We start from the raw sequence: 21,380 nt of genomic DNA, 5'->3' as shown, positions 1-21,380 counted from the left end.
GTATTACGCCAAAAATCCTCCATACCCGTCATACGGGCAAGGAGGATTGGTTTTGTCATTTGTAGACTTAGCCTTCGAAGTTGTAAAGCGGTGTGCTGAGGTAACGTTCGCCGTTACTTGGCACAATCACGACAACGCGCTTGCCTTCACCCAACTGTTTCGCAACCTGAAGACCTGCACGGATCGCCGCACCGGAAGAAATACCGGACAGAATGCCCTCTTCCTTCGCTACCTGACGAGCCGTCTCGAATGCATCATCATTCTCAATGTGAATGATCTCATCATAGATTTCCTGATCCAGAATCTCAGGGATAAAGTTGGCACCAATCCCTTGGATCTTATGTGGTCCTGGTTTGCCGCCTGCCAGAATTGGCGAAGCTGCTGGCTCAACCGCAACAATTTTAATACCAGCGAAAGCTTCTTTGAGCACTTCACCTGTACCTGTAATTGTTCCGCCTGTACCAATTCCCGCAACGAAAGCATCCAACGTACCACCCACAGATTGGATCGCGTCCACAATCTCAGGGCCAGTCGTTTCACGGTGGATCTTCACGTTGGCTTTATTTTTAAATTGCTCAGCCATGAAATAGGATGGGTTTTCTTTCAGCAGTTCTTCGGCTTTTTTAACAGCACCATTCATACCTTCCGCTCCAGGTGTAAGCACAAGCTCAGCACCATACGCACGAAGCAAGTTGCGACGCTCCAAGCTCATTGTCTCAGGCATTACAATAACGGACTTGTAGCCTTTGGCTGCAGCCACCATCGCGAGTCCGATTCCCGTGTTACCACTTGTTGCTTCAATAATGGTATCGCCTGGTTTCAGCTTGCCTTCTTTTTCCGCTTCTTCCACAATGCTAATTGCGATACGGTCTTTCACACTTGAACCTGGATTCTGGTACTCCAGCTTCACGAATACTTCAGCACTGCCTTCAGGTACGATACGGTTCAGACGAACAAGCGGAGTACCTCCGATGAGTTCTGTTACGTTATTAACTACTTTAGCCATATGAATGCCCTCCTTAGTGGATGAATAAAACTTGAGTCCTGTTAACCTATACTGTGCGGCCGGTAGCCTCTGGATGTTATAGAAGAACTGCGGAAATCCTGTTGATCCTATCCCTTGCTGCTAAGATTTCTAGACAGGGTGGAGGTTTCCGAAAGTTTCTTTGTTCATAAAATAAAGCTTTTATATCCGAGTAAACGAGTAGGTATTTATTATTTTCATCTTATCAACGTTAACCCTTATTGTCAATATGAGTACTCAAAAAAATACTCTGCCTTCGGCCCTAAGACCGCAGACAGAGTATTTTTATCAAGATGTAGCAGCACGAGACAATCTTCTCCATTGAATTCAGGAGGCAGGAATTTCGGACAGGATCACGGCTTCATACTTGTTGCGCAGCATTTGCTCTACCTGCGGCAACGGATTGGCCTGACTCAGAGCCAGTTGCATTCGAATCTCCTCATGGACCTCTTCGGCAGACTGCACCTGGCGTTCTTCTTTATCATTAAGTCTGATAATAGCATAGCCCTCTTCCACTCGAACTGAACCAGCAATATCGCCCACATCCAGCCCGGCGGCGAGTTGAAGGATTTCTTCTGGCTGGAATGGATCATTCCGCTCAATCCATCCCAGCCTGCCACCAGCATCACGAGAGAAGCTGTCTGTCGATTGCCTCCGAGCAGCTTCTTCAAAGTCCTCCCCCTTCTCCAACGCATCCAGTAAGGAATCGGCTTCCTCCTCTTCCTTCACTACGATGATGGACAAGTCATACTTTTCGGGGGAAACGTAATCCTCACGGTGTTCAGTCCAGTAACGCTCAATATCTGCATCCTTGATCTGTATGCCAATCGTTGCAATTTTCTCAAGCAGCAGCCTATAGCCGGCTTCCAATTCAAGCTCCTGTTTCGACAGACCCAACTGCGACTTCATTTCGTCAAAATACGATTTCTCTGAATCGTACCCATCCATCGCGGCCGCAAGTTCTCTTGCAATCTCTTGGGGAGTGACAATCAGCTTACGTTCAATTGCTTCGGCATATACTGCTTTACGGTTTAGCATCTGGAGTAATAACTCACTGCCGTAACGTCGTTTCAGCGCATCGCTCCACTCTTTGTCCGTGATGACTTCTCCGTTGATCGTCGCTACGGTGCTTCCTTCTTCCGTATTGGCATCATGGGAGGCATCTGCCTCGTCTTTGCCCTGTCTGAGACCATGCATAGCCATCACCGTTCCCATAACCAGCATGCCCAGCGTCAAGACAATTACAGCCGTCCACAACCCTTTTTCCTGTCTTGTCATTCCGCATCCCGTCCCCGCATAGATCAGTTCTTGGCTTGCTCTAGGATGGTCTCAAGTTGTTCTTTGTTAAAGTCATAGGCTTCATTACAGAATTGGCAGACGACTTCAGCCTGGCCCTCTTCTTCAATTAATTGCTCCATCTCCGTTTGGCCCAGGCTGATCAGCGTCTTCTCTACCCGCTCACGTGAACACTCACAGCTGAATTGAATATCCAATCCTTCCATCACCTGTACATCCGGCAGTAACCGACGAAGCAACTCTTCCAGTTCAAGTCCCTGATCCAGCAATGTTGTCACCGGTGGCAACGTACCTATGGCATTTTCGATCGCTGTGATCTCTTGATCTGTCAATCCCGGTAACAGCTGCATAATGAATCCACCTGCGACAATAACGGAATTATCCGTATCGACGAGCACACCAACGCCTACAGCAGAAGGAGTCTGCTCCGATTGGGCAAAATAGTACGTAAAGTCTTCGCCCAGTTCTCCTGAAATAATAGGCACACTGCCACGGTATGGTTCTTTCAGTCCCAAATCCTTCGTTATGTTGATGAAGCCTTCGGTTCCAACTGCGCCTGCAACGTCCAGTTTTCCCACACTATTGCTTGGCAGATGTACATGCGGATTAGAAACATAACCCCGCACCTCGCCTTTCGCATTAGCATCAGCTACGATCTGTCCAATGGGGCCATCACCGTTGACTTGTATCGTTAACTTCTCTTCACCCTTGAGCATCGCACCCATAATAGCTGCTGTTGTAACTGTACGCCCCATGGCAGCTGTAGCCGTGGGAAACGTATCATGTCTTCTGCGTAGTTCCTCAACCAGTTGTGTCGTCTGGATAGCAAAGGCTCTTACCTTTCCATTCATTGCTGTACCACGAATTAACCGGTCATGCTTGTTGTTGTTTTCCAAGTCATTCAGCCTCCTTTGGCGTATCGCCATTTATAGTAGTAACACAGAAAAAACGGCACAACACTTAAGCTGTAATCTCAGCCCGCTGTATGCCGTCTCTATGCTCACCTTTCCCGGTTCCGCTCATATATAATACGCAGCCCTTCAAGCGTAAGCAGCGGATCAACTTCCTCTATACTACGGGTTTCTTCCGCAATTAGTGTAGCAAGACCACCCGTTGCAATGACTCTGGGTTTAGCTCCCATTTCTTCACGAATACGCTCCACAATACCATCTACTTGTCCTGCATAGCCATAGATAATGCCGGCTTGCATCGCATGAATAGTATTACGTCCAATGACCTTCTTGGGTTTCTCCAGCTCAATACGAGGCAGCTTGGATGCCCGCTCATAGAGCGCTTCGGTAGCAATGTGAATACCAGGTACAATAGCTCCCCCCAGGTAATGACCTTTCTCGTCAATACAGTCAAAGGTCGTTGCAGTACCAAAATCGACCACGACGAGAGGGCCGCCATACTTCTCAACGGCTGCCACTGCATTAACAATACGATCTGCACCCACTTCACGTGGATTCTCGTATCGCAGGTTCAGGCCGGTTTTGATACCAGGCCCCACGAGTAATGGTTTTTTGCCTACATATTTCTCACACATCGCTTCGATTACATTCACCAGTGGCGGAACCACCGATGAGATGATTATACCTTCGATGTCGCTTGCCCTGATGCCGGACATATGAAATAAATTATAAATCAATACGCCGTATTCATCCACTGTTGACTGACGTGATGTACTCAGACGAAAGTGGTGCAGCAACTCCCGGCCTTGATATACGCCGAGCACCATATTGCTGTTCCCCACGTCTACAACTAGAATCAAAGAGGTTCACCCCTCTTTCTTTTCATTTAAATCCAGGCTGATATCCAGGCTCTCAAAAGAATAGGTTAACCTGCCAACCGAAATTACATCCACACCGCTCTCTGCAATTCCACGAATGGTCTGGAGAGAGACGTTACCGGATGCTTCAACCTTCACATGTGGAGCCTGCTCACGAATGAGTTCAACCGCTTCACGCATCCGATCTGGATGCATGTTATCCAGCATAATGATATCTGCCCCGGCTTGCAAGGCTTCTCTCACCTGCTCCAGATTCTCAGTCTCCACTTCAATCGTCATCGTGTGCGGAATAACGGTTCGTGCTCGCTGTACCGCTTCGGTAATTCCGCCTGCACCCTTAATGTGGTTATCTTTAATCATAACGGCGTCGTACAGTCCAAATCGATGATTCGCTCCGCCACCCACGCGCACCGCATATTTCTCAAGTAATCGGTGGCCCGGCGTTGTCTTACGTGTATCCACGAGCCTGGTCTCAAGACCATCCAGCACATCCACGTAGGCACGCGTACGCGTAGCTATTCCGGACATACGTTGCAGCAAGTTAAGTGCCAGTCGTTCCCCCGTAAGCAGTGAATGTGTACTTCCCTCTACCTCGGCCAAAATCGTTCCATGCGTGACCTTGTCTCCGTCTTTTACCTTCGGTGTAAATACAAGATCAGGATCAACGACCTGAAATACGAGTTCGGCTACGGTCATGCCTGCAATAATACCATTATCTTTAGCATGTATGATGGCCTTGGATTGGTTGCCTGCTGGGATCGTCACACTTGTTGTAACGTCACCTGCGCCAACATCTTCACGAAGCCAGTTTTTAATCGATTCGATAAGTCCATCATTATATCCGTTCAGTATCATGACATCAATTCCTCCACAATCGCTTGTTCTCGCTGCTGCAGACTATGCTTCTGCCACACGACATCATCACGTGCCGGGAAATCCTCACGATAGTGAGCTCCCCGACTCTCCTCGCGGTGTAATGCTCCGCTAGTAACTAACCAGGCACAAGTCAGAAGGTTGGCATACTCCAGTTCTTCCTTTTGGGTAAGTGTCTGATCAAAAAATTGCAATTCCTGTTGCAGCTTGTCCATGGCCTTATGCAGGTTCTCACCGTTCCGGCGCAAGCCGACCTGACGAACCATCATTTTCTGTAGTCGCAAGCGTCTTTCGGATATAGGTTTTTGCTCTTTCATGATCTTGCTATTCATGTCCACAGATGCGGTCGAAGTTCCTCTTACTTGTAGTGAACCGAGCAGGGAAAGTGATTGAATACGATCAACAATTCTCCGGCCAAATACAATCGCTTCTGACAAGGAGTTGCTTGCCAGACGGTTAGCTCCATGCACTCCTGTAGAAGATACCTCACCACACGCGAATAACCGGGAGATGCTGCTCTCTCCACTAAGATCCGTTTTCACTCCGCCCATCATGTAATGGGCAGCAGGTGCAACGGGAATCCAGTCCGTTGTCATATCCAATCCATAACGCATACAAGTCTCATATATGGTAGGGAAACGATGCTTTATCATCTCCGGCTGTTCATGTGTAATGTCCAGATACACAAAGGTGCTGTTGGTAGACTCCATCTCACTAACAATCGCTCGTGCCACGATATCACGCGGTGCCAGTTCGAGCTGGGCATGATATCGATCCATGAAGCGTTCGCCCTTCACATTACGTAAATATGCTCCCTCACCACGTACGGCTTCTGACACAAGGAAACGTGGTGCCCCCGGATAACAAAGAGAGGTGGGGTGGAATTGGATAAATTCCATGTCACGAACGACAGCCCCAGCCCGGTAGGCCATGGCTACACCATCGGCAGTAGCTACATCCGGATTCGTCGTGTATCGGTACAGTTGTCCCGCCCCACCAGAGCAGAGAACGGTTGCCTGTGCCTTCACGAACACTTGCGATCCATCTTCCTTCTGAATCAGAGCACCGATGCATTCCCCTCGATCTCGATCCGTAATCAGGTCAATCACAAAGTGCTCATCCCATACTTCAATTCCAGGATGTTCATTCACTTCGACCGCAAGCGCACGTACAATCTCATATCCCGTTGCATCCCCGTTGGCATGCAAAATACGGCGGTGGCTATGCGCACCTTCCTGCGTCAACGCCAACTCGCCGTTCTCCAGGTCAAACAACGTACCCAGACGAATCAGTTCCTTCACTCCGTCCGGACCCTCATTCACCAATACCTCTACCGCCTCGGAGCGGCATAAGCCCGCTCCTGCAACAAGTGTGTCCTGTAAGTGGTAAGCAGGTGAATCATCTTCAGCAATAACCGCAGCGATTCCTCCCTGCGCATACCTGGTGTTACTTTCTAGTAACGACTTCTTCGTGATCATTAATACACGTTGTTGCTCACTTGCCTTAATGGCGGTGAACAGACCAGCAATCCCTGAGCCTATAACCAGTACATCCGTCTCTACCATGGGTAGCGCAGACAGATCAAAATCAACTAAATATTGCGGTATCATGTTATTCACCTGTCTTGGAGCAAGAGTAGCGCATTCTACTTCACCAATAACATGCGCTCTAGTGATTCTCTGGCTTTGTCGGCAACGGCCGGTGGCACATAGATTTGCGGCTTCATCGTTTCCAGGCATTTCACCAGTTTCTTCAAGTTGTTGACCTTCATGTTAGGACATACGAGGAACTTGGTCGCAAAATGAAACTGTTTATCCGGACTATCCAGACGAAGCTGGTATCCGGTACCATCTTCGGTACCTACGATAAATTCCTTCGCTGATGAATTTTTGCAATACTCCAGAATGGCTGTTGTACTGCCTACAAAATCACCCATCTCTACAACCTCAGGACGACACTCTGGATGGACAACAAACTCTGCATTCGGATGCTTGGCTCTCATCTCCACCACATCTTTGACTGTGAGCATATCATGCGTGTTGCAGTAGCCTTCCCAGATAATCATTTTCTTGTCTGTATGCTGCTGCACATAATGTCCCAGGTTTTTATCTGGTACCCAGATAATTTCGTCGGAATCCACCGATTGAATAACTCGAACTGCATTCGCTGATGTACAACAGATGTCAGTCTCTGCTTTGATCTCAGCCGAGGAATTGATATACGTAACCACCTTGGCATTAGGGTGTTGTGCTTTCAATTTGCGTAGTCCATCCACATTCACCATATCTGCCATCGGACAACCCGCACGCTCATCCGGAATAATAACTGTTTTGTTCGGCGCCAGAATTTTAGCGCTTTCACCCATAAAGTGAACACCACAGAATACGATCACATCTGCATCTGTTTGTGCTGCCTTCTGGGCTAATAGAAACGAATCTCCACGGAAGTCAGCAACCTCCTGTACCTCGTCACGCTGGTAATAATGGGCAAGAATAATGGCATTACGTTCCTTCTTCAACTCCATAAGCCGCTCACGCAGCTCGCGGTTCATCTCAGCCTTGCGCTCTAAAGCCAGAGCTTCCACCTGTGATCCTCTCCTTTATCGGGACAGCGTCATGCGCTGTTTCGTAGGGCTAACCTAAGTCGTTATCTTCGCTTGAGAAACGAATCACAAGCGGTTTAACAACTAATTTACACAACGTTCATGACTCTGTCAATAAATGAAAAAGGTCCAGAACAGCGCTGTAACCACCCGTTTGCTAACTGGTTCGCCATCTAACTCCCGTTTATCTTTATCTATCCTCTTTTAAAATAATGGACAAAAAAAGAGAGCCCGAGGGCTCTCCTGATCTCACCTGCTGTCCTAGCCAGATGTATTATACATTAAGACGTTGGCTTCGTTCCGCCATCATCCGGGTTATTATTATTACCCTTTTCCAGATTCGGAGCTTCGTTCGGAATATCTCCGGCTGGTGGCTCAGGCGTTTCATCTTTACCTTGAATGCGGACACGCACATCACCGATGTTGTCGATGATAGGCTCTCCGCCCTCAGTTGGCGTACCTTCACCATCATTGTCGTTCTCTGCTTTTGGAGTCAAAGAACCTGTCTCGATCAATTGCTTGATCTGATCCATTTCCAAAGTCTCAACCTCAAGCAAAGTTTGAGCGATCAGATGCATCTCTTTTGAATGTTTAACAAGCAAGTCCTTACATTTCTCATAACATTCATTGATAAAGCGTTGCATTTCCTGATCAATCTCGTAAGCAATGGAATCTGAGTAATTCTGTTCATGACCGATATCCCGACCAAGGAATACCTGTCCTTGTGAACTTCCGAATTGCATAGGTCCCAATTTCTCACTCATACCGTATTCCATAACCATGCTGCGAACAATACCTGTCGCTTGCTGGAAGTCACTGTATGCACCAGTACCAATTTCTCCGATGAACAATTCTTCAGCTACACGACCTCCGAGGAGTCCGGTTACTTTATCAAGCAGTTCCTGCTTGGTAACCAGCATACGGTCTTCTTTTGGCAACATGATTACATATCCACCCGCACGTCCGCGCGGAATAATGGTCACTTTATGTACCATATCAGCATGTTCGAGGAAGTATCCTACAATGGTATGACCTGCTTCGTGATAAGCAACGATTCGTTTCTCGCGATCACTGATGACACGGCTTTTCTTCTCCGTACCAACGATGACACGGTCAATCGCTTCGTCAACTTCTTTCATGGAAATATCTTTACGGTTACGACGTGCTGCAAGCAATGCCGCTTCGTTCAAGAGGTTTTCCAAATCCGCACCAGAGAAGCCTGTTGTACGTTTCGCGATAATATCCATCTTCACATCTTTGGTCAGTGGTTTATTACGGGAATGTACTTTCAGGACAGCTTCACGGCCTCTTACATCAGGGCGGTCAACCGTAATTTGACGGTCAAAACGTCCTGGACGCAGCAAGGCAGGGTCCAAAATATCTGCACGGTTCGTTGCGGCTATGATGATAATACCTTCGTTAACTCCGAATCCGTCCATCTCAACGAGCAACTGGTTGAGTGTTTGTTCACGTTCATCGTGACCACCACCAAGACCAGCACCACGCTGACGTCCTACAGCATCAATCTCATCGATAAAGATGATACATGGGGCATTTTTCTTCGCATTTTCAAACAAATCACGTACACGTGATGCACCGACACCGACAAACATTTCCACGAAGTCGGAACCTGAAATAGTGAAGAATGGTACACCCGCTTCACCGGCTACGGCACGAGCGAGCAATGTTTTACCGGTACCTGGAGGCCCTACAAGCAATACGCCCTTAGGAATCCGTGCACCTACTGCTGCGAATTTCCGAGGATCCTTGAGGAAGTCTACAACCTCAACAAGTTCCTGTTTCTCTTCGTCAGCACCCGCAACATCTTCAAATGTAACCCGCTTCTTCTCTTCGTTATAGAGACGAGCACGGCTTTTACCAAAGTTCATTACTTTACCGCCGCCGCCTTGAGCCTGATTAAACAGGAAGAAGAACAGCAGGAACATAATGATCAAAGGAATAAAGGAAGTCAGCAACGTCAACCAGATGCTGTCACCTTTCATTGGCTCCTGATGATATTGGAAATTGTTAGTTTCACTTGCAGCTACAAGTTCACTAATTGCCTCATCTGTAGGAGGAATATACGTTGAGAAATTTTCTGATTTGGCGCCATCAGGTGCCTTCTTGTATTGACCGGTCACGAGGTACGTTTGACCGTTGAATTGAACCGTCAATTCAGAGACATTGTTGGCTTTGATCGCTGTACGCAACTGATCATATCTAGGATTATCGGTGGCTTCGCCGCCATTGCTGACGAACTGGACTATCCCCACCACAACTAAAAAAAGAATCAAATAAAAACCAGAATTCCGGATGAACCGATTCATCCCCTACCTCCTCTCGAGACACTTTAATTATTTTAACATAGCCCGACATGGCTTCTCAACAGAAGCCAAGAACAGCTCAAGGCTTGGGTCGGGCAGGATATTAGCTACTGTAGACTTCCGGCTTCAAAATCCCGATATAGGGCAGGTTCCGGTACTTCTCGGCAAAATCCAAACCGTAACCAACGATGAACGCGTCAGGAATGTCAAAGCCTGTGTAATGAGCTTCCAACTCAACTTTACGGCCTGAAGGCTTGTCGAACAGCGTAACCACACGCACCGATTCGGCACCGCGGTTCTCTAGCAGTTCAATCAGATAGCTGAGTGTAAGTCCGCTGTCGATAATATCTTCGACAATCAGGACTTCCCGTCCTTCAACGGATACATCCAGATCCTTAATGATTTTGACAACACCTGATGACTTGGTGGAAGCGCCATAACTGGATACCGCCATGAAATCCATTTCAACAGGTACCGTTATGTTTTTAACCAAATCAGCCATAAATATAAACGCACCCTTGAGCACACAAATGACCAAAGGATTGCGGTTTGCATATTCGGCACTTAGTGTTGCGCCTAATTCCTTGACTTTAATCTGAATTTCTTCTTCACTGATCAATACTTCCTGAATGTCGTTCTGCAACTGTGCGAACCTCCTAAGTTATACTATGAAAGCCTTACCTGAACCATAACCACTACCCCTGAATCGCTGAATCGCCTACAGTCATGTACAGGATTGCGGAAGTGCCCTCCCTGACAGGAGCCACATTGGACCGTCGAACACCCGGTAACCAGATGATATGACCTGCTCCATCACATACCACAGGAATACGTGGACGAACAGATGGGGGGATTTTCTCATCGATGAAAATATTTTTCACCTTTTTGCTTCCGTTTAATCCCATCACTTTCATGGTATCTCCAGGTAACCGTGAACGCACAACCAGCGGCATAAGCAGTTGATCCGCATCAAACGCGGCTTGATCCGCCGATTCTGGTACATGATAGTCCTCGGGACTCACCGGCATCAACCGAATATATCGGTTAATCTCGGTGAGTGAAAGCTCATAAGTTCCACTCCATTGCGCAAGACGATACTCGTAAGATTGATCCTGTACGTCCGTCCGTATGCCAAAAGAAATCAGATTATACTCCCGAGTGCAGGCGAGTGTCTGTCCTATATCCAGGCTCCAGGTCGTCACATGGGTCTCCATGACCTTGCGACGAATGGTTTCTATACGGGTAAAGTCGACAAAATCACTGTCCAAAGGCAGATAATTCAATATTAGTTTAATCAACCTTCGTTGTAAAGCGACATGTAACTTCAAGAAGGAAGGCACCTCAAAGGTTTGCCTTCCGCCGTTCACCTGCACTAGACACCTGTATGTGTCATATGCACTCTGCTCCATGAAATCGTCTTCATCACCCACAATTTCGGCAAGCCGATTCAATGACGGCGTGAGTTGTCCATTATACTGCCCCAAAAAAGGAAGCACATCCAAGCGAATGGCATTACGCCGATATTTACGCAGGGAGTTGCTCTCATCATTGAAATACATAAAACCCTGGGTATTACAAGCTTCTACAAGGTCTGTCTTGTTTATACGAAGGCATGGACGAATAAGTTCCACATTTTTTTCTCGCCTTTTAAACTTCATTCCTGCGAGTCCCGACAAGCCGGTTCCACGAAGCAAATGAAGCATGACCGTCTCTGCCTGATCATCCGCATGATGTGCCAAAGCGATGCTTGCCGCATTATATTTGGAAGCCACTTCGTGCAGAAAGGCATATCGCTTGTTGCGGGCCGCTTCCTGTGGTCCTTGACCCGTAAGCTCCATATATGAAGGAACATCGGCCTTGGTCCATTCAAAAGCAATACCAAGCTGCTTTGCCAGTTCCATCATTTTCTCCGCTTCATCATCAGATTCACTCCGGAAGCCATGATGCACGTGGGCACAGATCAATTCAAGTGGCACATGTCGCTTGCTGATCTCGTGCATGATATGCAAAAAAGCCACCGAGTCCGGCCCGCCCGATACTGCGACGACAATCCGATCCCCGGGAACCCATAACTGATGCTCTTCCGCTGCATCCAGCACGTTATTCACCAGCATGTTCCAGCGTAAAGCCTCCATACCTGTTCCTCATTCCTTGCGTTATGTATATGCACCCTCACAGATCAGAAACGTAGTGCATAGATGAGCACCCCAATAAGTAATATCACAGATACAGCAAATGCGTTCTTAAGCCAGCGCGGTGTTGTACTTTTGGAACGACGACGAAGAGGCGTAGGGCGTGCCATCATTTCCTTCCATCCTTGTGCCGCATGGCCTGCATCACGAAACTGACCTCGTAAGGCTTGTATCGTCCAATTGCGAAAAGGACCCAGTCGTTCACTGCGCTCCACCAGCGCTACGAGCTGATTCACACTTCGCAGTTGCGGCAAACCTTCGGTTGCAAGTGCCTTGAGCGCGTCTGCTTCAAGTACATGAATCAACAATAATGCAAAAGCAAATACATCATAGGTACCATCTGCTGTTCGACTACCTGCATTCCAGAAACCCCGATCATACCATTCGGTGAACTGCTTGACGCTTCGACCAATCGACGTAACTCCGCCGTAGTCGATTAATTCCACCTGCCCATAATCGGATACCAGCACATTCTGAGGTTTGAGATCACCAAACACCCATCCCGCCTGATGCAATTGTGCCAGCTTCTGCAAGAGTCTAAGTCCAACCAGAAGTGTCCAGTCTGTCCCCTGACGCCGAATGAAGTGATGAAGAGCTTCACCTCGAACGTAACGCATCACATAAAAAGGAATATCCCGGCCACGAACGGCATAATCATCCACATCTTTAAGATAGGAAGGAATGCCGCTCTGCCGAAGGGCCTCATGATTACGCTGTAGTTGAAAAGATTTGAGCACATTGACTTCCGATTGCAGATCTACCGGGTCAAATCCCATTTTAAGCGCGTAGTGTTTGCCATTTTCACCCCGTTGGACAAGAAAAACGATGCCATTGGCTCCTTTGCCCAGTAGCTTCCGAATCGTGTAACGACTGCGATTCCATTTCCCTGTAACCACGGTTCCTGGCGGGAAAGAGGCGTCAGACAACGTTGTCACCGAGCATCCCTTCTCTTTCAATGCGATAGTTCCCTTCTATTTCCTGCTGTTCCTCCAGTGTACCATAACGGTAAAAATCAATCACCTTCTGAATTGCAGGACCTGTCGGCGTTGCACCCTTCATCTGCAAACGTCCAAACAGGGACCGAACCCGGCCTGGATCCGTTGTCCAGTCAATATCCATTACCGCATCTTCTCCACTGTGTCGCCCAGGAAAATGAAATACGGAAAGCTTGCTCTGACCCATACGCGCCTGCAAACTTAACATTAAATCGCGAATGCCTTCTTCTACCGCAGCCAGTTTGGGCTTCATGCTGGCACTGACATCAATCAGCAATATCACCTGCAACGCTGTAGTCTCAGCCATATCATCCATCACTTCCACGACCCGGGCGCGTTGTGCAGGCTCCAGATCCGTTACCGTTTTGGGCTCCTTCTCTCCCAAAATTTGTGTTAACTCTCTATTAACCGCCTGCTGAATGGTCTGAACCACCGTTTTCCTTGTCATCATCTGCATGGTATGGGCAAGCTGCCGTGTACCTACAATTTGGCTGATTCCACCTCCAGCTCTGGCAATATCCTCAATCTCCCGACTGCCCAGCTCACCAATGGTTCCATAATCAATCACACCAACCACATTAACCGTAATCCCCTCTTCCTGCGCTTCGGCCGCTGCCAGCACCGGACTTGGTCCTACATTGGAACAACCGTCGGTGATCAACAAGATTTGCTTCATCCGATATCCCTCCGTTATTCGTTACTCTCCAACTCTATGACTAGCATTGCCAGAATGAAGAGACTTCAAACAGAAGAATATGCAATTAACTGACGGTCCGTGGACGCTCCATCCGGTTGATGCCAGGCACACGTAGTGTGGCCCATTCAGGGCGGAAATGCTCTACTTTTCCAACAACGACGGTCATATCATCCAAAATTTCATGCTGCTGATATCTTATGACACTCTCAAGCAGGCAATCGGCCAAATCTTGCGGATCATCTGTATCAATCTCTTGAATGAGTCGTTTCATCCATAGCTCTTTGTTCACCGCATACCCCGGTGCATCATAGATGCCATCCGTCATCATAATGAGGATATCCCCCGGCTGAAGCTGTACCGTTACCAAATCCACTTCAATATCCTTAATAATACCGATCGGCAAATTGCTGGCTGAGACTTGAATAACCTCCTGTCCACGTTTGATAAAACTTGGTGTTGATCCGATTTTCATAAACGTGGTCTCCGCCGTATATTCATCAATCAGTGCCATATCAACTGTGGCATACATCTCTTCAGGTGAGCGCAACATCAGAACGGAGTTCACCGATTTGATCGCCAGTTTCTCGTCCATGCCCGACTGTAGCAACTGTTCCAGAATATTCAGAGCTGCACTGCTCTCCATGCGCGCCCGTTCTCCATTGCCCATTCCATCACTGAGCGCCACCGCGAATGTACCGTTACCTAACTCAACCGTACTGAAGCTATCGCCTGACATCACATCTCCCCCTTTGGCAGCAGCAGCAACACCGGTGGTTACCTCGAACGTTTTGGCTGAACCAAACGTAACAGTCGCCAGTCCCTGACGAGGGTCGGTCATGGTCTCATGCAAGACGGCAATATGCTCGTCCAACACATCCGAGATCAGCGGAGCAATCATTTTCCGGCACTCATCGAACCCCCGTGTATATGCATGTACAATCTCAATTTCTACATTGCCCGCTTCCAGATTGATTATCTCGATAGAGTGAATGGACAGCCCCAGTGACTCCAGTGCGTCCCGAATCTGCTCCTCCTGTTGCACCATCTCCTCGCTTTCCCGCTGAATTTCTTTGGCAAGGTCCTCCATGACCTGAGATACACCAGACAATTGCTCTGCAACCAGCTGCCGGCTATCGATAATCTGACGCTTCCATTGCATGTTGTGTTGATGCAACCCATACTGGGCACGCATGACTTCAAGGACCTCTTCCGGTTTCGCACACACCCTGTTCCAATCCACTGGAATCTGCTTGCCTGAAATCTCCGGGTTCCCTTCAATTGTGCTCATCACATCCGTCATATATTTGTAGGTTTGAATAAACTTTGCATCCCAGCATTGCGTACGCTTGAAGCAGCTTGCACACGTGCCCTCGGCAACCGCATTCATGAAATGATCCATTCCACCTTCTTTCTGTACCGGCTCCCCCGCACCGGACATCTGATCGAAGCTGCGTGACAATTGACGGAATACCTGCGAGAACCGGGTCACACGCTCTGCTGTGATATCCCGTATCCGTTTGGCATACTCATGCTGGGACTTCGTATGATCCTGCGTACCCGGTACATATTTGGATATCGCCGTCAGCAAGCTCTTAGGTGTCAACATAAACAGAACGATAGCTGCACATGTCTCCCATAATGAGTTCATCACATCGCCTGGTCCGCCCAGATATATCGAAAGAATGGACGAACCCAGCAGCATGCCCAGTGCAACCGCCGCACGTTTACCCTCTCGAAGCATACCCGCCAGCATCCCGGCAAAAGCAAGCAGACTCATCTGATACACCGCTGACATGTCAGCCAGACTCAGAATCAAGCCGGTAATGACCCCAACTGAGGCTCCCAGGGGGGCTCCGCCCACCAGTGCAAAGATTAGAATGAGATAACGGGAGAGCATATGCTCGACGGACAAGGACTGAATGGTCCAACCTACAGCTCCCGTCATGACGGAAGCGAGCAATATGATCAGGCAGAGGATCTCCTCGTTCTTTAGGTTGAACTTTTTTTTGCGATAGGTGAAGATCGGTATGGCTTGTATAAAAACAAGGGTGAGCACGAAGCTTAGTACCGAATCCATCGTGAGCATCAGCATGGCGTACCAGCTGAAAGATGGTCCAATCACGACCGCGAATAACTTGACCATAAATGTAGTGGTAAACACCATCGTTGGTGCATATGATAATTCAGCACGATCATATGACTCCAGTCCACGGAAAAGCAGATAGAAGATGGCGATCTCCGATGCAACAATGAGTGGTACCGGAAACGGTGCAAAGAGACTACCTGCGAGTAGCGCGGCACCTACCGGAATGATATAATCCCTGCGCATGAATGCAATCACGGCGAAGTAAGCAATGGCAAAGGGTGATAACTCATTCAGAATCATCGCCTTTCCGAGCAGGAACCCCATAAACGTAAGCAGCAGTACCCATTTGCGGGAAGCAACCATTTGGACAGCCTTGCGGGAGCCAAGCCATTGTTTCAGACGTACCGACAGCTCCTCCCGAGCTTCCGTACCTCCTTTACCTGCTTTCATTCCCGGAAATTGAATGACATTCCACTTTTCCATCATCCTCAAGGCACCCCATTCGATTAATTTGAATTTTCGTGTTTCGTTCTCGATGGTTCTGATTATAGATAGATTAGAAGACGTAGTTTGTCAGAATAGGTGGGCAGGGTTCAAAAAGTTTACGACAAAAGAAACGAGCTTGGCGCGGTGGTGCGAAACCCCCGGCCTTATTGTGGTTTCATTCACTCTCCTACTTGTTTCCGACAAGGGAAATGTCTGATTTTGAACCGGAGTTGGTTTGGCCTCGCCATCATTTGAGCAGGATAGCTGTGGAATGCCACGGAAACCTGTCGGTAAAAAATGGTAGACGACAAATGTTCTTATGGTTCCAATTTGCCGTGCAGAAAAACTGGGGATATGGAGCTTCACCTTACAAAAAAAGCTATTCAACTACTTATCTGTGAAAGATGAAAGTAAACGCAAAAAAACCGTTAGCCCATGGGCTAACGGTTTTTCTTATATGTTTAGATCAGGTTGAGACAGATTACACACGCTTAGCTCCGCGGCCTCCGCGTTTGCCTTCTGTGTTCTTCTTAAGCGAAGAGATCCGCTCTTCACTATCTTTCAGGAAGCGTGACATTTTATCCTCAAATGAAGGTTTGCCTGCTGCGGGCTTGAAAGAACGGCCTCCGCGGTCACCACGGTTAAATCCACCGCCGCCGCCACCACGACCTTGGCCACCACTTGGGCCTCCGCCGCTGAATCGTTCGCGATCTCCTCCACTGCGTTCCGGTCTAGGAGCTCTCGGGGGTCTGGATTGTGTTTGTTGCTCAACCGGTTTGTCAACAGCTTGCTTAATGGAAAGTCCGATCTTGCCATCCTTGTCAACGTTGATAACCTTCACTGTAACGAGGTCATTCAGCTTCAGGTGGTCGTTGACATCTTTGACGTAATTGTCGGCGATTTCCGAGATGTGAACGAGACCCGTGACACCTCCTGACAGATCCACAAATGCTCCAAAATGCGTGATTCCTGTCACCTTGCCCTCTAACTTGGTGCCCACTTCAATTGCCATAGAATAAAATGATCCTCCCTTAAAAATATACAACCCGATTTTTTGAATGCCAAAATCAATGCTGCGCTAATGTAATTATACCTTATGCCGTAAACCAAGGTCAACTGAACACTACCCCATCAGAGAGCCTATTTTTTCCGGTTTAACAGCTTCAGACACACGGATAACAAACCTAGCTCGGTAATGGACCGAATTCCATCAGTTCCCTGACTCTTCAACCTGGATCGGCGTTTCCTCAGGAAGATAATATCCTTTTTTCCGTGCCAGCTGTCCTATGTATTCGGGGTCATTCAACCGGCTGACTTCGTACTTCAACTGTTCCAGCTTCTTCAACGTATCTTCCTTTGAAGCTTGCTGAGTAGCCAGATGAGAACTCTTGTCCGAAATTTGTGCAGTCTGCACAAGGAATGTATATCCTGCCCATATTACAAATACAATCATAAACGTCATCCAAAGCATGAGGCGCCTTCGTGCACCGGCAGATTTTCCTTGGTTAGTTGGAGCCTTTGATCTGCCCACAGGTGTTTTACCCATTACGGACCTCCTTAAAACCAGCGTTTCCACATCGCTGCAATTCTTGTACCCACACGGATCATCCAATGCGGCGTTACCCAATATTTCAGGAGCGGCCTAAACATCCAGCGGAACAACTTGCCGAAAGGTACCAAACATTGCAGCACCAGCCTGCCCAGGAATAATAGTATCGCAATTACAAAACCGAATAATACGCGAATTAACTTATAAATCCCCTTAGCCGGCATAACGATCAGGATGTTAAGGATATGTCCACACCAATGAATCAGCGTTCTTGCGAGTTTAATTAACATTACCACAAAACGCTGGGTTGTAACACTTAAAAGCCAAAAATAGAAGCAAACCCCTATAATCAGCCCCAAAAAGACATAAAACCGCAGCTGTCCGTGGTTTCCGGCGTATAGCATCCGAAAAACGAACAGCGCGGAAGCAACCCAGTACAACAGATCGAGTGTGTGGATGCTCCATCTCGGAAACCGCAGCTGTCCGGACAGTACCCGGTAACTGTCGTAGGCCATTCCCATCACGACCCCCGAAGTAAGCATCCACATCAATGTGATCCATTGAGTATCCGGACTCATCGGAACATCTTGCCAAACAGGCCTTTACTGTTTTTGGACTGGGAACCGGGGTCCAGATATTGGAGCGAACTGACTGTTCCTTCAATGGATAACAGACCTTCCTCCAGGCTCAGGTTTTTGATATGTAAATTGTGCCCTCGGATGGTCAGATGCCCAAGTTCAGTCTGCAGCAAAAATTCCTCACTGTCGAAGCTCTCCACGTTGGAGACACCTGTCAGATCCAGCAGTTTCCGATTCTGCATGCTCAGATGATGCTGTTTGGCCTTACCGTGCTCAACCATGGCATGTACCCCTCCTTCTTACACCTAGCTTATGGATGAGGAGGTTGGAATAGAACAAACATTGTTGAACAAATAACCCTGCATCTAATAAAACAAAAAACGCCCTTCCCGGTTACAGGAGGACGTTTCGATTCAACTTGCATTGAATGAATATTCAATCATATCAGGTGTACTGTTACCAGTTCATCCCGTTATCCTTGGCGATCGGCTCTTCCTTAACCAAGGTATAGAGGCTACTCGCCTCATCCTTCTTCGTGCTCTCGGCAATTCGTTCCACCTTCACCGTGACCAGTTTCTGACCGAACTGAACCGTCAGCTCATCGCCCACTTTAACAGCGGCGCTGGGCTTCGCTTCACGTCCGTTCACCAGAACACGTCCCTGTTCAGAGACGTCCTTGGCCACAGTACGGCGTTTGATTAACCGGGAGACCTTCAGGAATTTATCAAGACGCATTATTTTACGGCTTCTTTAAGTTTGTTGCCTGCTTTGAATGCAGGAACAGTGGACTCAGGAATCACAATTTCATTCCCTGTTTGTGGGTTACGTCCGGTACGACCGGAACGTTTGCGGGTCTCAAAAGTGCCAAAGCCGATCAATTGTACTTTGTCTCCGCTGGCAAGTGCATCTGTAATTTCTCCCAAAAAGCCGTTCAATACGGACTCAACGTCTTTTTTAGTCAAACCACTTTTGGTTGAAATGTTGTTAATCAGATCTGTTTTGTTCATTTTTAAAAGCCTCCCAAATTGAAAAAAAAGTATCTGCGAGCCTGAGCAATAGGTGATTGCCGCTGGTTTCGCGTTAGGTTACTACACATGTATTCTGGCTTGGCATCTGAAATCCTGCCTTGGTCCGCGACTTTTTTAGCTTTTTGTCGATGGTCCGCAGGGGACAGTCTAAGACCAGTACCCGAAACCACCCGTCGCTAAACACCAACTCCAGTTTACACAGATGAACACATGTTCGTATATCATAACACACTGCATAGCATGATGGAATAAGGTTTATCGGTATTTCCCAGAAAATTGAACTCGTTATAATCCTGCCTTCTTCGCAGCCTGCCAGAATTGCTCCATCTCTTCTACATTGCTATCTGCTGGTGTTCTTCCCTGTTCGCGCAGACGCTCTTCGATGTACTGGAACCGCCCAACGAACTTGCGGTTGGTCGCAGCGAGCGCCTCTTCCGGGTCCGTATCGATGAATCTTGCAACATTCGCGGCTGCGAATAATAAATCACCCAGTTCGAGCTTCCGTTCTTCCGCAGACTGGCCTTGTTGCACAGCTTCTTTCAACTCCGCCAGTTCTTCCTCGATCTTGGCAAACACACCTTCAACATCATCCCAGTCAAAGCCCACCTTGGCTGCTTTCTTCTGTAGCTTATATCCCTTCATCAATGCAGGCAAGTCACGCGGTATGCCATCCAGCACGGAAACTTTCTCCTGATCCTGGCCCTTGCGCTTCTTCTCCTCTGCCTTCATCTGTTCCCAGTTCTGAAGAGCTTCATTCGCGTCTTCTGCCTTATTATCGCCAAAAACATGTGGATGACGGAAAATAAGCTTATCATTCAAACCTTCGATGACATCATACACATTGAAGGTACCAACTTCTTCTTCCATCTGGGAATGCAATAAAATCTGCAGCAGCAGATCACCCAGCTCTTCTTTCATATGGTCGGGGTCATCCTCATCAATCGTCTCAATAACTTCATAGGTCTCTTCAATCAGGTTTTTACGAATGGACTGATGCGTCTGCTCCTGGTCCCATGGACAGCCACCTGGACTGCGAAGAATGTTCACAATCTCATGCAAACGTGCAAAGGATCGACGACGCAAGGCATCATCGGTGTTCTTCGGTACATAGATCAGTGACAGATTGCCGTACCCTTCGATTCGGTCCAGTTCGTGTAGCGGAATCTTGTGAATAACTTCCTGACCCTGTACACCCAGTGCATGACCCACAAATACGGGATAATCGTCCGGGTAAACCTCCATCAGGCATAGCTTCACATCCGAAGCAGTGAACACATCGTAGACTTGTCCAATCAACGTATGTAGCTGTGGTTGTACCAGTTCCGTGTTCAGGCTGCTGGCATCCAGGAGTTGAAAGCCTTCGATTGGATCGAATCCAAGTCGTATAAAAGCTTCATCCAGGAAGCTCTCCCCGCCCATGACACGCAATGAGATACCCATCTGCGGGCAACGTTCTTTGAGCAGGCGCACACTTGCTTCTGCCACCATGGGATGACCCGGAACAGCATACACAATCTCGGTTCCGGCCTCCCCCTTGCGAGCGGCATCTATCAGTTGGTTTGCGATCTCATCATACACTTCAGGGAAGGAGGACTTCGCCTCATAGATGGCATCAAATGAGGTCATCTCCAGCCCCTCTTGTTTCAGATCATTTAATACAGGATGATCCAGGGTACGTACATACAGCGTAGCTGCATGTTTCATTTTTTTGATAATACCTACGGTCAGTTGGTCTGCATCTCCAGATCCTAGACCCACTACGGTTAAAGCTGCGCTCATTACGTAAACCTCCATCCGGACTATCCTGTCCAGGCTCACAATCATCGTGTCTGAACAGGACTAATTACACGTATTATACCAG

General features: G+C 48.0%; 20 protein-coding genes. All 20 read right to left on the bottom strand.

Translation table 11 applies throughout. The features are described from left to right. Positions 1–67: 67 nt before the first annotated feature. Complete coding sequence (gene cysK / locus MHI06_RS00340) at positions 68–1,006, bottom strand: cysteine synthase A (RefSeq protein WP_169483011.1); 939 nt, start codon at positions 1,004–1,006, stop codon at positions 68–70. A 345-nt stretch (positions 1,007–1,351) separates the two neighbouring features. Further along, entirely contained in the window at positions 1,352–2,302 is a 951-nt protein-coding gene (locus MHI06_RS00335) for a peptidyl-prolyl cis-trans isomerase (RefSeq protein WP_340400061.1), read from the bottom strand. Between the two features lie 23 nt (positions 2,303–2,325). Further along, on the bottom strand, positions 2,326–3,246 hold the full coding sequence (gene hslO, locus MHI06_RS00330; RefSeq protein ID WP_340400059.1) for an Hsp33 family molecular chaperone HslO: 921 nt from the start codon (positions 3,244–3,246) through the stop codon (positions 2,326–2,328). Positions 3,247–3,320: 74 nt separating this feature from the next. Further along, positions 3,321–4,091: a type III pantothenate kinase gene (locus MHI06_RS00325; RefSeq protein WP_340400058.1), complete on the bottom strand. Its 771-nt coding sequence runs from the start codon at positions 4,089–4,091 to the stop codon at positions 3,321–3,323. 6 nt (positions 4,092–4,097) lie between these two features. Next, complete coding sequence (gene nadC / locus MHI06_RS00320; RefSeq protein ID WP_340400057.1) at positions 4,098–4,964, bottom strand: carboxylating nicotinate-nucleotide diphosphorylase; 867 nt, start codon at positions 4,962–4,964, stop codon at positions 4,098–4,100. Next, positions 4,961–6,592, bottom strand: coding sequence for an L-aspartate oxidase (gene nadB / locus MHI06_RS00315; RefSeq protein ID WP_340400056.1), 1,632 nt, complete (start codon positions 6,590–6,592; stop codon positions 4,961–4,963). The genes nadC and nadB overlap by 4 nt, the downstream gene beginning before the upstream one ends. A gap of 35 nt (positions 6,593–6,627) precedes the next feature. Beyond that, positions 6,628–7,566, bottom strand: a complete 939-nt coding sequence (gene nadA, locus MHI06_RS00310; RefSeq protein WP_017691350.1) for a quinolinate synthase NadA — start codon at positions 7,564–7,566, stop codon at positions 6,628–6,630. A 299-nt stretch (positions 7,567–7,865) separates the two neighbouring features. Next, positions 7,866–9,911, bottom strand: a complete 2,046-nt coding sequence (gene ftsH / locus MHI06_RS00305; RefSeq protein WP_169483005.1) for an ATP-dependent zinc metalloprotease FtsH — start codon at positions 9,909–9,911, stop codon at positions 7,866–7,868. A gap of 100 nt (positions 9,912–10,011) precedes the next feature. Beyond that, positions 10,012–10,551 (bottom strand): hypoxanthine phosphoribosyltransferase, encoded by a 540-nt coding sequence (hpt, locus tag MHI06_RS00300; protein ID WP_169483004.1) that lies wholly within the window; start codon positions 10,549–10,551, stop codon positions 10,012–10,014. A gap of 52 nt (positions 10,552–10,603) precedes the next feature. Beyond that, positions 10,604–12,043, bottom strand: coding sequence for a tRNA lysidine(34) synthetase TilS (gene tilS / locus MHI06_RS00295; protein WP_340400054.1), 1,440 nt, complete (start codon positions 12,041–12,043; stop codon positions 10,604–10,606). Positions 12,044–12,087: 44 nt separating this feature from the next. Continuing rightward, positions 12,088–13,035, bottom strand: coding sequence for a serine/threonine protein kinase (locus MHI06_RS00290; RefSeq protein ID WP_340400053.1), 948 nt, complete (start codon positions 13,033–13,035; stop codon positions 12,088–12,090). Beyond that, on the bottom strand, positions 13,019–13,771 hold the full coding sequence (locus MHI06_RS00285; protein WP_169483001.1) for a VWA domain-containing protein: 753 nt from the start codon (positions 13,769–13,771) through the stop codon (positions 13,019–13,021). Before MHI06_RS00285 ends, MHI06_RS00290 begins: the two co-directional genes overlap by 17 nt. An 85-nt stretch (positions 13,772–13,856) precedes the next feature. After that, entirely contained in the window at positions 13,857–16,364 is a 2,508-nt protein-coding gene (gene spoIIE, locus MHI06_RS00280; RefSeq protein WP_340400052.1) for a stage II sporulation protein E, read from the bottom strand. Positions 16,365–16,845: 481 nt separating this feature from the next. Beyond that, positions 16,846–17,376 (bottom strand): S1 domain-containing RNA-binding protein, encoded by a 531-nt coding sequence (locus MHI06_RS00275; RefSeq protein WP_017691357.1) that lies wholly within the window; start codon positions 17,374–17,376, stop codon positions 16,846–16,848. A gap of 198 nt (positions 17,377–17,574) precedes the next feature. Then, a complete protein-coding gene (locus MHI06_RS00270; RefSeq protein WP_169483000.1) occupies positions 17,575–17,910 on the bottom strand; it encodes a septum formation initiator family protein in 336 nt (111 codons plus the stop codon). Positions 17,911–17,921: 11 nt separating this feature from the next. Continuing rightward, positions 17,922–18,491, bottom strand: a complete 570-nt coding sequence (gene yabQ, locus MHI06_RS00265; protein WP_062838086.1) for a spore cortex biosynthesis protein YabQ — start codon at positions 18,489–18,491, stop codon at positions 17,922–17,924. Further along, positions 18,488–18,772: a sporulation protein YabP gene (gene yabP, locus MHI06_RS00260; protein ID WP_056697424.1), complete on the bottom strand. Its 285-nt coding sequence runs from the start codon at positions 18,770–18,772 to the stop codon at positions 18,488–18,490. The genes yabQ and yabP overlap by 4 nt, the downstream gene beginning before the upstream one ends. Before the next feature lie 175 nt (positions 18,773–18,947). Then, positions 18,948–19,226 carry an RNA-binding S4 domain-containing protein gene (locus MHI06_RS00255; protein ID WP_036606120.1) on the bottom strand — a complete coding sequence of 93 codons (279 nt, stop codon included), beginning with the start codon at positions 19,224–19,226 and terminating at the stop codon, positions 18,948–18,950. Further along, positions 19,226–19,498, bottom strand: a complete 273-nt coding sequence (locus MHI06_RS00250; RefSeq protein WP_017691362.1) for an HU family DNA-binding protein — start codon at positions 19,496–19,498, stop codon at positions 19,226–19,228. Before MHI06_RS00250 ends, MHI06_RS00255 begins: the two co-directional genes overlap by 1 nt. A gap of 306 nt (positions 19,499–19,804) precedes the next feature. After that, the gene (mazG, locus tag MHI06_RS00245) at positions 19,805–21,298 is read right to left on the bottom strand and encodes a nucleoside triphosphate pyrophosphohydrolase (protein WP_340400051.1); all 1,494 of its coding nucleotides are present in this window, start codon (positions 21,296–21,298) and stop codon (positions 19,805–19,807) included. Positions 21,299–21,380 lie beyond the last annotated feature (82 nt).

Origin of the sequence: Paenibacillus sp. FSL H8-0079 (assembly GCF_037991315.1) — a bacterium.
Lineage (GTDB): Bacteria > Bacillota > Bacilli > Paenibacillales > Paenibacillaceae > Paenibacillus.
This window is presented reverse-complemented; position numbering and strand designations above follow the sequence as displayed.